10 protein-coding genes are annotated in these 16689 nt (G+C 66.9%); 2 read left to right on the forward strand and 8 right to left on the reverse strand.

Annotated elements, in window-relative coordinates:
- Positions 1-1352: 1352 nt before the first annotated feature.
- The 4 genes from WME73_RS35470 to WME73_RS35485 form a co-directional block, all read right to left on the reverse strand.
- Positions 1353-8507: a SpvB/TcaC N-terminal domain-containing protein gene (locus WME73_RS35470; RefSeq protein ID WP_437912412.1), complete on the reverse strand. Its 7155-nt coding sequence runs from the start codon at positions 8505-8507 to the stop codon at positions 1353-1355.
- A gap of 193 nt (positions 8508-8700) precedes the next feature.
- Entirely contained in the window at positions 8701-9249 is a 549-nt protein-coding gene (locus WME73_RS35475; RefSeq protein WP_437912413.1) for a hypothetical protein, read from the reverse strand.
- Between the two features lie 45 nt (positions 9250-9294).
- Entirely contained in the window at positions 9295-10911 is a 1617-nt protein-coding gene (locus WME73_RS35480; protein ID WP_437912414.1) for a hypothetical protein, read from the reverse strand.
- A 163-nt stretch (positions 10912-11074) separates the two neighbouring features.
- Positions 11075-11365, reverse strand: a complete 291-nt coding sequence (locus WME73_RS35485) for a transposase domain-containing protein (protein WP_437912415.1) — start codon at positions 11363-11365, stop codon at positions 11075-11077.
- Between the two features lie 327 nt (positions 11366-11692).
- Between WME73_RS35485 and WME73_RS35490 the strand changes: the two genes are divergently transcribed.
- Together WME73_RS35490 and WME73_RS35495 are read left to right on the forward strand one after the other, a co-directional pair.
- The gene (locus WME73_RS35490) at positions 11693-11875 is read left to right on the forward strand and encodes a hypothetical protein (RefSeq protein ID WP_437912416.1); all 183 of its coding nucleotides are present in this window, start codon (positions 11693-11695) and stop codon (positions 11873-11875) included.
- Positions 11862-13931: a recombinase family protein gene (locus WME73_RS35495; RefSeq protein WP_437912417.1), complete on the forward strand. Its 2070-nt coding sequence runs from the start codon at positions 11862-11864 to the stop codon at positions 13929-13931. Before WME73_RS35490 ends, WME73_RS35495 begins: the two co-directional genes overlap by 14 nt.
- Here WME73_RS35495 and tnpC read toward each other — a convergent pair.
- The 4 genes from tnpC to WME73_RS35515 form a co-directional block, all read right to left on the reverse strand.
- Positions 13869-15578, reverse strand: coding sequence for an IS66 family transposase (tnpC, locus tag WME73_RS35500; RefSeq protein ID WP_437912418.1), 1710 nt, complete (start codon positions 15576-15578; stop codon positions 13869-13871). The two genes, WME73_RS35495 and tnpC, sit on opposite strands and share 63 nt — an antisense overlap.
- A gap of 50 nt (positions 15579-15628) precedes the next feature.
- Positions 15629-15985 (reverse strand): IS66 family insertion sequence element accessory protein TnpB, encoded by a 357-nt coding sequence (gene tnpB / locus WME73_RS35505; protein ID WP_437591334.1) that lies wholly within the window; start codon positions 15983-15985, stop codon positions 15629-15631.
- Positions 15982-16305, reverse strand: a complete 324-nt coding sequence (gene tnpA / locus WME73_RS35510; RefSeq protein ID WP_437912419.1) for an IS66 family insertion sequence element accessory protein TnpA — start codon at positions 16303-16305, stop codon at positions 15982-15984. Before tnpA ends, tnpB begins: the two co-directional genes overlap by 4 nt.
- Before the next feature lie 87 nt (positions 16306-16392).
- Positions 16393-16689 (reverse strand): hypothetical protein, encoded by a 297-nt coding sequence (locus tag WME73_RS35515; RefSeq protein WP_437912420.1) that lies wholly within the window; start codon positions 16687-16689, stop codon positions 16393-16395.

The following is a 16689-nucleotide window of genomic DNA, read 5'->3' on the forward strand; positions in this document are numbered from 1 at the left end:
CCACGAGTCCAACGCGCACGTGCAACGAGATTGAACCACCCGGATCGTTCTTTGCTTCCCCGATATAACATGACTCGTTCACACTCGTATTCGTCCGGTGCTGGACGTCTGCAATAGACGGCGACCTGACTCCGGCGGTCCCCAGTAAGATCGACGATGGTGAACGGCCTCCACATGAACTCGTTGCCATCGTCCTGAGGTGCGATTGACTCGGCAGTCTTTCGGGGCAGAGACTCGTTAATCCAGTGAAATTCGAGTCGGGCAGCCCTGGTTGCCTCCGATGCACGAACCGCAACGAGACCCTGAGGGATAGGCGATTCACTCGAGCAGCCCTCCACAGCCCACAGGCCGTCGCCAACCTCGTTACCGACCGACGCTTGACACACCACACCTCGCTTGTCGATGAGCAGCAAAGCTTCGCCGCGAGAAGGGGCTTGAGCGCGATAGGACGGTAGGGACGTTATCCGGAGCGTCCCCGGCAAGACACGCGAAACTAAAAACACATCAACACCCTCCGGCTTCACCACTCCTTCCTTCCGGGAGACGCGATACAATTGATACCAGCCGCACCGCTCTGCCCCATAGTATTCGAAAGCTCCGCCCACCTCGATGTCTCCCTCACCGTAAGCACGTCGGAGGTAGACTTGCTGTACAGAACAGTGCAGGTCAGTCTCCGCGACCTTTCGCACGAGGGACTCGGCGCCATCGCCGAGGCTAGACCCATGCGGCAAAGGGGCAACAGACGGCTCTGGAGCCATCGTAACACGGGGGCGGCACTGGCTTTGGTCCACGCTGGTCGCCTCGCGTGCACCGGCGCAACCGGCGCAGACCAAGGCCGCCACCGCGAACGCTTCGCTGGTTCTCATCGTTCCCCTTTGACTTCGTGTCATCGGGTTGATTGTCGCACAACCGAAGTCGATTGTCGAGGCGGGGGTAAGCGGCGTGGCCCGATGTTGCAGTGTCACGGCAACGGACGCGGCGCCCGGGTACTCAACGGCGCCTCGCGGAAACTCCCGCCGCCGGGCCGCCAGGGGCGGGTGCATCGCGTCGTCGCACATCGTCGCCGCGCTTCAGGAGGGCTCCCCGGGGCGGCTGGCGTCGCCCCGGGGCCCTGCGGTCCGACGGGCCCCTGTTATCACCCATCTACGCTCTACGCCCTCCGGCGAGCGTACCGAGTCCGGCCTGCACCCGCCGAGGCGGCGGAAGCGACGACGTTTCACGGATGTGAGCCCGGTTAGGCCGCACTAAAACACATTACGTACTACTCGATTGCGACTGAACCATGCGGTCACCTCCAAGAATATCTTGACTTTCGGATCGCGCCTTATGCGACCTACGCGCAGGTAGTTGATCTATTGTTGCTCCGCGGCCTTAGCTGCTCTCTGCCACACGGTTTCTTTGGGTTCGACTCTCCGCGCCGCTTGCTCCCACGTAGTGGGAGTTACCGACTTGATGGCCTCCGTTTCGCTCGGCGCCGAAAAGAACTCGTGGACAGCTTTAGCCAAATGATCGGCGGGTTCAGTCTGGATACTGAGCCAGTTACCAAGGGGGCCATGCTCGTCGGATATACCCTGAGATCTCAGGCCGGCATGAGCAGACAGCTCATGGAAGAACGTCTCCAGAATCGAATCTTCAGATCGGCTTACCTCTTTGCTCGAATCGATAGGACTGCGAAATCGGTTCGCCACAACAATCAATCCCTGGGCTGGCTTCTTGTCTGTCGCTGGACGTCGGAGCGCTGGATCCGTGTCACCGCTTGCCCTCTCGTCCCGCATCTTCCTCTTGCCCCAATACTCATTGCTCGGGTATGAGTCTATCGTTTCGCCGACCATCACTCCATCTTCTTTGTGTCCCCAGACCGGCACGTCTCCGGGCTCGAAATCGCCTTGAAGCTTGTCGTTAGGGTAAAGACTGTCCTTCGATACGTTTGACGCCGCTGTGGTAAGATGCCAATCACCTGATTGAATGGCGCGCGCAGCGGACGTAAACCATTCCGGCACATCCTTCTGCGTAACGCCCGGAGGCAGCTGAACTTGACTCTTAACGAAAATTCGATTTTCCCGCCAAGAGAATGCGTTCTTCATCCAGCCCGGGATTTTATCATTGCGCTTGATCATCTCAACAAGCTGTCTCGCAGATATCTTTGATTCTGGAGAAACCGTGAGACCACCCGTAGCTCTCTTTCCTTGATGACCACTTGGATCCTTCAGTACTATTGGGTTTCCGCTCACGAACGCGTACAGGTTCGTCCCCTCCACCATCCCAGCCGGATCCGCGCTCGTCCACCTCCCGAGCCACGGCGCGTAGTACCGTGCCCCGTGGTAGTAGAGCCCCGTCTCCTCGTCCTTCTCCTTGCCCGTGTACCTGTACCTCCTCTGCGAGACTTCGATCCCTGACGCCGCCGACCAATACGCCGTCGTCCCGAAGGGATGGTACTCCTCGTAGCCGATCACCAGCCCCGCCCCGTCGACCTCCAGCGACGCCGACCCGAGGTGGTTGTCGAGCTGGTAGCGGACCCGCGGCGTCACCGTGAACGGCCCCGAGGTGTCCACCGTCTTCGTCTCCACCATGGCCACCCGCCGCGCCCCATCCATCACATGCAGCGTCTGCCGCTCCAGCACGAGCCCCGACCCGTTGCGCCTCCGGTACACCTCGTAGCCGCCGAGGTAGATGCGCTCGTCCACAAGCCCGTTGTGCTCCCAGACCTTGCGCACGCGCTGCCCCGCAGCATCGTAGTCGTAATAGACATCGCCGCCGCCGTCGAGATCCGTCCTCCGCACCTGGTCGTTCTCATCCCAGGTCAGCGCCGTGATGTGCGGCATCGACGTCATGTTGCCGTGCGCGTCATGCGCATAGGTGCGGAACGGCCCGTTCGCCGGGTCCCCGGTCGTGCTCGTCAGCCGGTTGTTCGCCGTCTCCTCATACGCATACCACCGCGTCCAGCTCCCCGTGCCCGCCTGGTGCACCATCCTCCGCAGATTGCCCACGGCGTCATAAACGTACTGCTCGGTATAGTTCCTCAGCGCCTGCGCGTCATTCGCGTGCGGCAGCGACTGGATCGGCAGGTCGTTCTGGTCACGCGGCGCGTCCGACAGCCCGCCCGCGTGCTCCCGCCCCGTCGCCTCGATCAGCCGGTAGACCGCGTCGTACACGTACCGCGCGCTCGGCGATACCACGGCATTGTTGAAGAACACCGTCTGCTGCGCGCTGTCCCCGATCTCCACGATGTTCCCGACCGGGTCGTACACATACGTGAGGTTCTGCAGCACCGCGCTATCCGCGCTGCGCGTCGTCTTCAGGCGCGAGAGCCGAAACGTCAGCGGATCGTACGTGTACGCCGTGAAGGTGCCGTTGCCGTACTCGATCCGCTCGCGCTGCCCCTTCGCGTCGTAATCGATGTTGTCGACGAACGTCGTCCACACACCTCGAACCCGCGCCTCGACCCGCTCCAGCAGCCCCGCCTCGTTGTACGTGGGCTTGACCTCGCTCGTATCCGGCGCCGTCACGCTCGTCGGCCGGTTCAGCGCGTCGTACGCCGTCTGCGTGCCGAAGCTCTCGGTCTCCAGCAGCGGCTCGGCCGCCGTCGCGATGGCGGACACATCCGTCAGCGCCGCCAGCACCGACCAGTCGGCGTCCGCATGCACGTCGCTGCGCAGCCGGCGCGACGCCTGCAGCACGTTCCCCTTGAAGTCGTACGCCTGGCTCGTCACAACTCCCGCGCCATCATACACCTGGTACGGCCTGCCGCGCAGGTTCAGCGCCGTCGCCTGCGGGTGCGCTTCGCCGTAGACGTAACGGCGCGCCACCCGCTCGCTGCCCGAGCTCAGCTGCACGTGCTCGTGCGTCGGCCGGCGCAAGACATCATACGACGAGCGGTAGACGAACCCACGCCCGTTCCAGGCCCGCAGCCGCTGTCCTGTCGCGCCCGCCAGCATCCACCGCTCGCCGCTGTCGTTGCTCTTCTGATAGAGCAGCTGCCCGCCCAGCCCGAAGCGATGCTGCATCGCCTGGTTGTCATGCGCGTCCGTGATCAGGAGCGGCCGCCCCTCGATATCGAGCGTCGTCTGGGTGATGTACTCCCCCTCGGCCCCGTTGTTCGCCACCGCGCGGAACACCCGCCCCAGCGCGTCCAGGTGGCTCACCGCCGGCGTCCCGGCATGCGCGGCCGCCAAGTCGGCCGCGCGGCGCTCCGAGTCGCCCGCCGGCAGAGCCTGCCGCGCCGCGTACCATGAGCTCTCCAGCACCGTGTCGTTCGGATCGTGCGACGTCTGCTTCCACGCATCGAACACCACCCGCGAGAACGTGCCGTTCGGCAGGTCGGTCCGGATGAGCCGGCCGAGCGGATCGTATCGTAGGATCGGCGTGACCCCCCACTCCACGAGCTCCGCTTCGTCCTCGTACTCGTTCGTCGCGCTGAAGAACGGCTCGTACTGCTTGACTGGATTGCCCTTGTTGTCCAGCACCGTGCGCCCGGTGCCGACCCAGCGCGACGTCGCGTGCGAAAAGACCAGGTCGCCCTGCGCGTCGTGCACCAGCGCGCCGTTCGCGTCGCGCTCGGGCGCCAGCCCCGGCTCCGCCTTCACCTTGCGCAGCACCTCGTTGCCCGAACCGTCCGAGTAGCTGTACGTCTCCTGCCAGCGCAGGTTGCCCGGTCCGTGCTGCTCGCGGGCGCGGACGTGCACCACGCTCGGCTTTCCGGTGGACTCGAATCGCTCCAGATCGTACGCGAACGTGGCCGTCGGGTCGTCGAGCGTGTCGCCCGCGCCGGCCCCCGCCTTGCCCATCACCGCCATCGCCGTGACCCGGCCCAGCGCGTCGAAGCGCACCTCGCTCACATTGCCGTTTGCGTCCGTCAGCCTCTGCGGGGCGAGGACGCGGTAGTCGGGAACGGCTTCCACGACGTTGCTCAGCGGGTCCGTCATCTGCGTCACGAGCAGGCAATACGGGTCGTAGGCGACCTGCGACGCGTTGCCGAACGGATCGATGAACGTCGTCGGCAAGTAGAAGTGAGCCGCCGAGGGCACCGCCCGCCCCGAGGCCACCCAGTAGTCCGGATCGTCCGGGAGCTGGAGATAGCCCCCCTCCGCGAGCATGCCGCTCGTGACGCGGGAGCCGAACACCGACATGATCAGCGAAGGCGTGAGGACCTTGGCGAAGCTCTCGTGAACGAGCGCCCTCTCCCCGACCTCGCCGAACGGCAGCGGCCCCGTGAGCTCGTCGCTCCAGTACCTCGTGCACGCGTGCTGCAACAGGCGCTTCTGGAACGACCCACCCGGCGTCCCGTCGTAATCGAGGTGCGTCGCGCTGTCCGCCGCGTCGAGGACCGCCTGGAACTCGAGCACCCCCTCCGAGCCGAGCGGCAGGCCGTGCAGCTCGTAGGTCCGCGTCTCAGTCGGGACCCCGATCCGATAAGCACCCTCCTCGTCCGGGGTCAGGTGCTTCACATCGTTCTCCGTCAGCGTCGCCTTTCCCTGCCCCTGCTCGGCGAACGCCGTCCCCGCCGCCCGCCGGCGATACCCGATCTGCGCCGCCCGCAGGACCGCACCGTAGTTGTCGACCTCCAGCGTGAGCGCGTGCGACACGCGCGGATCGCTCTCGCTGCGCTCGTAATGGTACTCCAGCGCCTCGCGCGCATGGGCGAAGAACACCGCATGCGCATTGCCCACCGCGGGCTGGAGACGCCGCATCTCGTAGCTGTGCTCCTTGACGACGTACGGGCGCTGCTCCTCCGCCGACCCGTCGAGCGCGTAGACCTCCTGGCGGAGGGGCCGCCCCTTGAGCGTCCGACACGCCTCGCGCATCTCGACGGCGCCGAGATCCTCGCGAAGCAGCGTGTCCGCCAGGCGGACCGCCGCCGCGTCGCCGGCGTAATACTCGCTCTCGTACCGCGCCGAGATCTTCGCCCCCTCGATCCAGGCGCCGGTATGGAACCACGTCTTCGTCAGCACCGGCGGCAGGTGCAGCTCGGGATCGGCGTTGGCCGCGGGCGGCGCGAAGCCGGCTCCGCTGAACGCCGAGAACGACTCGGTGTCCCGCTGCTCCACCATGCCGAAGCCGCGCATCTCCCGCTCCACCCCGTCGTAGTCGCCGTGGTGGTACGCATACGTTGTCACGAAGCGATGCCGCGAGATCGCGTCGAAGACCTCGACGCGCTCGATGACATGCACCACGAACGGCAGCCGCGTCACCCACGGACGGCCGGCCGCCCGGTCGGCGAGGTAGAACTTGGTCGACGGAGCGTAGGTCACCGTCGTGGTCCTTCCGAGGTTGTTCGCGATCGAGGTCAAGAGGTGCGGCTTGTTGCTCCCGAGCAGATCGATGTAGCGCACCCGCGGGCGCGCCCCGGGCAGCGACGAGGCCCACACGAGGCGCCCGGTCCCGGAGCCGAGCAGATCGATCACGTCCACCGCCGCCAGATCGCTCACGTCGGGCAGCTGCGGCAGGATCACCGGCGAAGCCAACGTATTGCCGGCGTTGTTCGCATAAAAGCGCACGCCGTCCGGGTGCAGGTAGACGATATCGGTCGTCCCCGAGCCGTCCACGTCGGCGAGGCGGATGCGCTTCGGGTCGAAGCGGCCCTCGTGGTCGAACCGCATGCTGCCGCCCATCTGCACCTTGGCGCCGAAGCGGCAATGGCCGAGGTTGGGCCAGTAACACACGTTGCCGTTCCGGATCCGCACGAGGTCCACCAGCCCATCGCCGCTCATGTCGGCCAGGAAGATGCTCTGTACCGCGTCGGCGAAGACGAGCGACGGCCCGCGCTCCTCGTCGCTCGGGCGCGCGATCGTGATCGGCCGGTCGAAGCCGCCCTTGGCGAGCGACGGATACCACGTGAACGTGTCGGGCCCCGTGATCAGGATGTCCTCGTGCCCGTCGCCGTTCAGATCGATCAGGCGGACGTTCGGGTCGCTCCAGTCGACGTTCGGCTGCGACGCGAACGGGCGGAACGCCGCCCAGCCCGCGTCGGTGCGGTCGAAGTAGCCCGCCACCGGCCGCTCGAACATCACCCTCTCCTTGCGCCCGTCTCCGTCGATGTCGAGCAGCTGCCCGCCGGAAACGGCCGGGCGAGATTGCAGCGGCCGCGCCGCGGACAGCAGACCCCCGCCGAGGTTCTGCTTGTAATAAAGCGCCTCACCCTCCTCGATCAGCACGCCGGGGATCGCCTCGCCGTCGAGATCGACCCACCTCCGCCCGGGCCCCATCGCGCCGCCGGGCAGGTCGCCCAGGCCCGCGGGGTCGAGCGACTGCACCTCGCGGTGAATGACCGGCTCGTTGTAGCCTAGCGCGATGGGCGGAAACGCCTCGCGGCTGTACGCCTGGGTCTGCGGATCGCGGACATGGCCGGCCTGGACGGCGGCGGTGAGGCGCGTGAGGTGAGGGTTCTCCGAATACGTGAGGTCGAGCGACCGCACGAGGCACGGCGTCTCGCCGAGCTCGGACATATGATGAAACATCAGCACGCGACGGCAGAGCCGGTACGTGCGGATCTCGAACCCGGCGCGGTACACCGAGAACGGGTCCTGGCGAACCTGCCACGGGGCGCTATCCGTGGGCGTAGGCGCCACCTCATCGTGCTCCCCGTAATCGAAGACGACCTCGAACAGGCAGCTCTCCGCGTCGCCCGGCGCGCTGTTTCCGTAACGGACGCGCTTGAGATGGCGGTTCGCGACAGGCGCGCGACCCGCGTGGCGATGGCGCTCCGCGGCCTCGTCGCGCGCCACACCGATCAGGTCCTCCGCCTTGTACTCGTAGGTGACGACATTGCCCTTGTCGTCCCGCGTCTCCTCCAGCAGCCACGAGAAGATGCGCTCCGGCCTCGCCGGGTCGGCGATCCGCGCGTCCTGGCTCCGCCCGTAGACGCTCATTATGTTGTCCGGCGTCGTCGCCGTCCAGTACACGTTCCCGCTCTCCTTGACCTCGCGGCGCTCGATCCGCGCGAACGCGCCCTCCACGCGGGGACGGTAGCGGATCACCCGCTCGCTCTCCGTCTCGTAACGGTCGAGCGCCGCGCCGTCGATCGACCGGGCCGGCACCAGATCCTCCGCGCCGGACAGGACGAACACGTCACTCTCGTGCGCGTCGTCGTAACGGGGAATGCCCTTGTCGGTCTTTCGCGTGATGCGCGGGATCGACAGCTGCCAGCCGACGCCGAACGGGCCATTGCCAGCCCCGGAGTCGTACGTCAGCGCCAGCGCTGGCCCGAACCCCGCGCGGCCGGGGCTCAGCGGCAGCGGGATCGAGAACGATCCCGTGCCCGTCACCGGGTTCGCGGAGAATTTCTCATCCACCCCGCGGATCGCGCCGCCGCCCTTCGGCAGCGCGGGAGCGGGCAGCTCTGGCGCCTTGGGCGCGCCGGGGAGGCCCTTCGGAGCCTCGGTGTCTTTACCGGACCCCTCCCGGGCGAGGGGCGCGGCGTCTCGGCTCTTGCCGCGGGCTCCGCCGTCCGGCGCGGCCGGTGATGCTGCCGGAGCAGCGGTGGTTTCCTTCTTGGGCTCGCGAGCGTTCATCCGTCTCCCTCTTCCCTTGGCAATGGGCGGCCCGCGCGCCCGAAGCGTCTCGCTCCGGCACGACGGCGTCGGCCGCCGAGTCCGTGAGCGGCGCCGGGCCAGCGCCGCTCACGGACGGTTCGAACTCTCCACGCCCTGTCCTCGTCGCCCGGTCCCCCCCGGGAACAAGGGCTCGTCCCCGCTGCGGGCAGCGCTACTTGTAAAATACGTTCACGATCACCGTGTTCTCCGCGGGCGCGGTCGCGTCGCCGTCCGTCGCGCCTACGGTCGCGCCGATACCGATGCCGTTCGTGAACGCGATGCCGTTCGTGTGCTCGGCCGAGGCGTTCTGCCCGGCCGGCACGTAGAGCGTCGCGACAGGAGAGCTCGTGCCGACGGTCGGGGACGTGGCCATGTTGTAGAGCTTCACGAACGCCCCGCTTGCTCCCGAGTTGGAGAGGTGCCAGCCGAACACCTGCCCGGGGGAGCTCTTCACGCTCTGCCCCGCGGTGCTCAGGCCGACGTTGCGGTAGATGGAGAGCCCACCCGCGGTGTCCGGCTTCACGTGGACCGCGCCGACGGTGTTGGCGCCGGCCGGGAGCGACCCGACCAGGCGCACCGGCAGCGGGTCGTTCTGCGAGACGTCGACCGCGGTGCCGTCCGCGCCCGTCTGCAGCTTGGCGCGGAGGACGTGGACGCCGAGGATCTCGTCGGTGGCGAGGAGCGTGCCCGCGCCCTCAGGAAGCGTGATGTTGTCCGACATGGATACTGACTCCTTGGTGAGAGATCGCCTGGGTTTCTTCTACGGTCACGCCGACTCGAAGCCGTACTCGCAGAGCAGGTAGATGTCCTGGAGCGTGTCGTTGAGCCGGCTGTTCGTGCGGAGGTCGCTCGCGATCGCGCCCACCGCACCGCGGCTCGCGCTGAGCGTCCAGGTGCCGAGATCCTGCTCGTTCGGCAGCAAATCCTTCTTGTCGCTGGCCCCCGTGTTGCAGCCGCCGGTGCTGTCCAGCGGGAACTGGTTAAGCGTGGGCGATTCCTGCGCCGCGGCGCCTGGCCGCGCCATCGTCACCAGGAGCCTGCCCTGGTTCGGATTCCAATAATGCGTCTTCCCGTTCCACCGCGCATAGAGCGTGTAGCTCTTCAGCGCGACCTTCTGCGTCGCCGGGGCGTAGGGGAACATGTCCGGCGTGAGCGGGATGGAGAGCTGCTGTGCCACGGCGTCATCCGACGGCGCCGCCATGAACCGGGCCCACTCGGCCGGCAGCTCGGACCGCAGGCTGAAGAGCCGGCGCCGCACCGGCGGGTGGTCGAGGTAATACGTCTTCGCCGCGGCCGCGAGGGTGCCGTTCGAGCGCGCCGTGTACCGGATGTGCAGGATCACATCGCTCACCGCCGCGATGTCGAAGCGGTTGTTCGCCGCGGGCAGCTCGATCTTGTAGGTCCCGAGCACGCCCGCGCCCTCGAAGGGGAGATACCGCTCGTCGCGCAGGTTCGGCTCGAACAGGCCCGCGTCGTTCACCCCTCCGCTGGTCGCGATCACGCCCGTCAGCGGCACGAGATCCGTCCGGAAGTCCTCGGTGTCCGGATAGGTCTCGGCGGTCACCGCCGGCTGCTGCGGCTGCGGCGGCGGGCGCACGCGCGTGTTGCTCAGCGTGAGCGTGCAGCTCACGCCCGCGTACGGGCCGGTCACGGTCGGTATCGTGACGGCGACCGACTTGATGCGACGGAAGTAGTGACCCGGGTAGTCGAGATCGAACACCTCCTGCGTCAGCACGACGTCGCAGGTGCCGGTCTCGCGCAGCCGCATGAGCTGCTCGGGCGCGACCTCGGCGAGCGAGACGTTCTTGACGAGCTCCGCCTCTCGCGGCGTCTGCTCCAGGAACGCGGCCTCCAGGCGGCGGAGGTCGTGCTGGAGCCGCTCGCCCGCGAGAAGGCCCTGCTTCAGGCTGTCCCAGGCGCCGAAGCGCACCATCGCGGGCGTGCTGTCGGCCGTGCCGAGCTCGAACCGGAGCGCCCGCTCCGCGCGCCTGGCCATGTCGAAAGCCAGCGTGTACGTCTGGTAGTGGACGGTCGACAGCTCCGCCACCATCCAGTCGTACAGCTCCTCGGTCGTGCGCTTCCTGTCCCGGAGGAACTCGAGCACCTCGCGCGCCTGCTCGGTCTGCCGATCGTGGTTCCTGAGCTCCACCTCGGCCACCGCGGCGCGGATCTTCGCGGCGACGATCTGCTTCTCCAGCCCCTGCATCTCCTTCGCCGCGAGCCGCTCCTGCAGCGCCCACTCCTCGGCGCGCCGCTCGTAGCCGGCGATCGTGGACGCGAGCGACGCGCCCTCGCGCAGCGCGCCGGCGGCCATGGAGAGCGCCTGTGCCGCCGCCTCGATCGACGCGCCCGAGGCCTGCCCGCCGATCGTGGTGAGGGCCACCGGGCTCCCCATCGTGCCCGCGCCGCCGAACGTCGTCCGGCGGGATTGCCGGGGACGAGGCGTTCGCGGCGAGCCCCCGGGCGCTCTGTAAGCGCTGCATGAAGCGCCGTCGGCCCCAACCTCGGTCAGCTGGTGCAGGATGGGGGCGATGGAAGCGGTCCGGTCAGCTCGTCGTGCGCTGCTCTTCCGCGGGAAGCGGGGGCGGGACGGTGATCGGCCCGAGGGCGAGCTTCAGCTCGTCGACGACGAGCCGGGTGCGGGTGCGCGCCCAGTACCTGGGGGCGAGCTCGAGGTAGCGGTCCCGCGGCCAGTAGGGCATCACGCGGATGACGTCGGCGAGGTAGGCCTCGGGGTCGAGACCGTGGAGCTTGCAGCTTGCCACGAGCGAGAAGAGGTTGGCGGCGGCCGAGGCGTGGTCGTCGCTGCCGAAGAAGAGCCAGGACTTTCTCGCCACAGCGACGACCCGATCATTCTGCCCATGTCGACCTGCGCTGCGTAGTGCACTACCGGTGGCACCCGGCCTATGGCGAGCGGGTTCAGGTGGCCTACCGTGAGCACCGCCAAGGCGAACTCGTCGCCGTCTGCGAGATGGTCGACGGTACGCGAGAGGTCCTGCCTGCTTGGATGCTCGACCGCGCCGCTTGCGCACGGATGAGCTTCGGCGCCGCTCGGCCAAATGTTCAAGCGTTGATAAATCTCCGTGCCCTGCTCGACGACCTCGGTTTCCGCTGCGCCCCCGCAGCACCCGGCCATGGTTCGACCGATGACCAGGAGGGGAACCATGAAGCCGAGCCAAGCGCCGCTGCCGCCATCGACAAGAACGCCGCCGCCGACGTCGAGCCGGCAACCATGCCTGCCGCCCGATGCTTCCGTCGAGAGCGTCGAAATTCTCGCAGAAATCCTCCTCAGTGCGGCTGCCAGCATGCGCCGCGAAGTGCAGGAGGTAAGCGATGAAGCCAGTTGACCTTCCGCAGAGCGTGTTAGAGCGTCGTGCCGTGGTCTACGTACGGCAGTCGACAGGCGTGCAGGTGCACGACAACCAAGAGAGCCTGCGTCGGCAGTACGATCTCGCCGAGCTGGCCCGTTCGTATGGGTTCCGCGATGTAGTCACCATTGATGCGGACCTCGGTCGTTCCGCCAGCGGTACGACCGAGCGGCCCGGATTTCAGGCCTTGGTGGCCCAGGTATGCGAAGGAGGCGTTGGAGCTATCTTCTGCTTGGAAGCTTCCCGCCTCGCCCGCAATGGTCGCGACTGGCACCATCTTCTCGAGCTTTGCGGCCTTGTGGGGTCCCGGGTGATCGACGCCGAGGGCGTGTACGATCCGAGCCATCCCAACGATCGGCTGCTGCTTGGGCTCAAGGGCACCATGAGCGAATTCGAGCTCACGGTGATGCGCCAGCGCTTGGTCGAAGGAGCTGTTTCGAAGGCACGCCGAGGCGAGCTCCGCGTCGCGGTGCCGGTCGGGTACGTCTGGTCGAAGGAGACGGGACTGGACCTAGATCCGGACCGCCGCGTCCAGGAGGCTGTCCGGACGGTATTCCGCCTCTTTTCTCGGTTGGGCAGTGCGCGGCAGGTGCTGCTCACGATGTGCCGCGATCATATCCTCTTTCCGCGCCCCGAGGACCCCAAGCGACCGGGCCGTGTGGAATGGAGGGCGCCGGCATACCGCAACGTCATCGCTATATTGCAAAGCCCGTTCTACGCCGGCGCTTACGTCTACGGAAAATCCGAGCACCGAACCCGCCTGGTCGACGGAAGACTGCATACGACCTACGGCCACGAGCGCCCCATGAACCAGTGGACCGTGCTGCTGCAGGAACACCATCGCGGCTACATCACGTGGGCCAGATTCGAGCAAAACCAGCAGTGCCTCGCCAGGAACGCCTTTCGCAACACCGCCGGGGGCGCCAAATCAGGCCGTGGTGGACGCGCCCTACTCTCGGGGCTTTTACGGTGCCGTCGGTGTGGCCGCATGCTGGGGGTAACCTATGTAGGGCGCAGCCCCGGCGTGGCGCGGTATGCATGCCGCGTCGGTCATACGATGCATGGCCTCCAACCATGCATCACCTTTGGTGCTCCGAGGCCTGATCTTGTCGTTGGTCGCGAACTCTTGGCCGCGGTACAACCCCTGGCGATCGATGCTGCCATCCAGGCAGAGCAGCGAGCGAGGCAGGGCATGAGCGAGCGGAGGCGTGCGTTGGAGCTGGAACGACAACAAGCCGCCTATGAGGTGCGCCTGGCCGCTCGCCGCTACGAGGCGGTCGATCCGGACAACCGGCTCGTCGCCGCGGAGCTTGAGACACGATGGAATAGTTCCCTTTCGCACCTGCATGACTGCGACGCCCGCTTGGCCGCGGACGTGATCGAGCCAGGCGCAGTGCCCGATCGTGCGACGCTGCTTCGCCTCGCTGGCGACCTGACGGCAGCGTGGAACGCACCGAGCACGACGATGACGATGAAGCAACGACTCGTGCACGCGCTAATCGAGGAGATCGTCGTCGACGTGGATGAGACCACACGCGAGGTTGTGCTGCTCATTCACTGGCGCGGTGGCCAGCACTCGGAACTACGCGTCCGCAAGCCAGCGTCAGGAGAGCACACCCGGCGTGCGTCCGAGGAAGCCGATCAAGTGATCCGCTCCATGGCCACCCGCTGGTCCGACGAGCACATCGCCGCAACCCTCAACCGAATGGGCCTGCGGACGGGCCAGAACCACTCCTGGAATGCGCGTAACGTCCAATCCTACCGAAGGACGGCAGGCATCGCTGCCTACCAGTCGGCGCATAAGGACGGTCGATGCCTTACGATGCATGAGGAGGCCCGCGTGCTCAAGGTGACCGACCATGTCATCCGCAAGCTGATCCGACAGGGAACTCTCCCGGCACACCAAGTTGTCAAAGATGCACCCTGGCAGATCATGTTCGACGACCTACGCTCGCCCGCAGTGCTGGAGGCGTTAAGCCGCCGTCGCGTGCTCTACCGGCGCCCGTGTCGAGAAGTGCGTGGTAGCAAAAACTGAACAATTACGACCATTTGAAGGAGTGACGCACAATGACCCCTCCATCGCGATGGATCGCAGAGCTCGCTCGCTGGCATTGTTCTCCAGGCGGAGGCGACCGTCGTCGAGGAAACGCCGCAAGGGCTGCTCTTGGTTGAGGGCGTAGCCGAGCGCAGTAGAGACGAGGCCGCGCTCGCGGGGACGCGCGTGCTCGGCCCTCGCCCACGCAAAGAACGCGTCGACCAAGGGGCGGACGACGGCGTCACGGCGCACCTTGCGCTGTGCGGGCGCAAGATCCGCGAGCTTGCGATCGACCGCAAAGATGGCGTTGATGCGACGCAGCCCCTCGACGCCGAGCTCGTGCTTGCAGACCGCCGCCTCCCAGAAGTTGGTACGGCAATGCGACCAGCATCCGACTTCGGTCGGGGGCGGACCGCGCTCCTCGTCAGCAGCAGCGCCTCTTGGTGGTGTGCCGCGGAAGAGGGCGTCATAGATGGCGTGAGCGTCAGCTTGAATGTACCGAGAGAAGCCGCGGAACATCTCGCAGACCGCAGCGCTGGTATGCTTGGGCTGGTACTCGAAGAAGACGTGATCCTTGTCCGCGAGGACGACGAAGAAATGTCCTTTGCGGCACGGCCCGGGCTTCTTGTCCTTGCGCTCCTGGATGGGCCCAGGCTGGATGGAGACCCCGGTGGCGTCCGTGGACAGGCAGAAGGCGGTCTCGAAGGCCTCTTTGCGCGCGGCCTCGACGATGGCGCCCAGGGTCGCGCCCGCGTCTTCGGCGTAGCGGCACATCGTGCCGCGATCGAGCGACGCGCCCTGAAGCTCCAGCTGCTGCTCCAGTCGATAGAACGGGACGCCGAGCAGGTACTTGCTGGTGAGGATGTGCGCAATGATGGACGGCGCGAGAAGCGACCTCCGGAACAGCTCCTTCGGAAGCGGCGTCGTGATGAAGGCTGTGCAGGCCTCACCCCTCGGCGCCGGCGGCGGCGCATCGAGCGCTGTGGAGGAAGCGCTCGGCTCTCCGGCCGCTGCCGTGTTCTCCGGGCTGACGCTCGCTGCGGGCGTCGGCGCCGGGACCTCTCTCGCGACGACCTGGAGCGGGGCAGCTTCCCCGTCGCCAGAACTGCTTGCATCCGTGACGGACCGCTCGGCCTTGTACACGACGCGTGCGAGCACGATGCGGCGCATTCCGCCGCGCTCGTAGCCGAGTCGCGAGGTCTCCTCGACCCCGATGCGCGTCGCCGTCGCATCGAGCTCAGGACAGGAGAGCTCGATGCGGACGACGGGCAGGTCCGACTCGGACAGGTCGCGACGGCCCTTGCTGCCGGTCCTTCGTTTCGGCCCCTTGGGGTCGTCGTGCTGCCGCTCGTCGCTCGTCTTGCGCTCGGCGTCGTCGAGTGCCTTCTGGAGACGCTGGACCTCGAGGAACATCGACTCGAACGCGAGCTGCTCCGCGCTCACCTCGGCGCGCTCCGCTTTCGCCACGAACAGTCGACGTTGCAAAAGCTGGAGTTGCTCGAGCGCACGGGTGTAGGCGCGCCGAAGCTGCGCGAGCGCATCGCGCGCTCCCACGAGCTCGCTCTTGGCCGCTGCGAGCTCCGCTTCGAGCTGCGCGATGCGCTGCTGCTCGGGCGTCGGCGTCGGCTTCGCGGCAGCGTCGTGCACGACGCCGCTCTACGTAAGCCGAGCGTACTTGTCGAGTGAATTCGTGCGGCTCAGTGGACGCGGCGCGGTGCACGCCTTCGCGGTTTGGACGTCGGCGCGATCTCGATGCCGTCGAGCAGCGTCTCGAGCGTCGCGTCGTCCACCTCGACGTGCGTGGCGCCCTCGGTCGGGGGGTCGGGCAGCACGAACGCCCCGCGATCAAGGCGTTTTGAAAACAGGCAGAGTCCGCTGCCGTCGAAGAAGAGGATCTTGATGCTGGTCCGCCGCTTGCCGATGAACGCGAACAGCGCTCCGCAGCGCGCCTCATACCCCACACGCTCGCGAATCAGCCCCGAGAGCCGCTCGAAGCCGTAGCGCATGTCCACCGGCTCCAGCGCGACGAACACCTGCACGCCGGCCGGGATCATCGCGCGCCTCCGCCGAGGGCGCGGACCACGTCGGCCAGCAGCGCGGCGTCGAAGCCCGCTGCCACGCGCACGCGCGCGCCACCGACCTCGACGACGAGCTCCGAAGCGCTGCTCGTCACGGCGGGCGCCTTCGGCACCAGCCGCAGAAAGCGCGGCCGCTCGGTCCGCGACAGCCGGCTCGACCAACCGTGCAGCGTCGAGGCCGCAAATCCGCGGCTCCGTGCGAACGCCTCCGCCGTTTCACCGCGCTCGCGCCACGCCCGAACGCGCTCGGACCACATCACTTCGGTCGCCTTCGTCCTTGTCATGCACGCCATCATGAACTGGGCAGCGCGGCCAGGGGGAGACGGCGTTTCGCGCAGCGCTTACACTGGATCGGCAGATCGTTACACCAGCCGAGCTCCCGCCTAACGACGGCGTGCGAGCCACCCACGGACCGCAAGGACAGCTTCACGTGGCGGTTCCACCGGGGCCAGCCCGCTTGAACTAACCACGACAGTCGGCAGATCGTCGCGAACGTAATTTTCCTCTGCATACTCGACAAAGTAATCGCGCAGCTCAGCCGGGAGGCTGTTGATGATGTAATCTACATTTTGTTCGACAATGAACGGCATTAACAGGCCGGGCACGTCGATCCAGGTGACCAGATCGTTGTAGAAGGCATCCACAACTTCCTTTGGGCTTGCAGGGCGTCGAAATTCCAT

The sequence above is a fragment of the Sorangium sp. So ce302 genome, from assembly GCF_051530145.1.
Classification (GTDB): domain Bacteria; phylum Myxococcota_A; class Polyangia; order Polyangiales; family Polyangiaceae; genus Sorangium; species Sorangium cellulosum_B.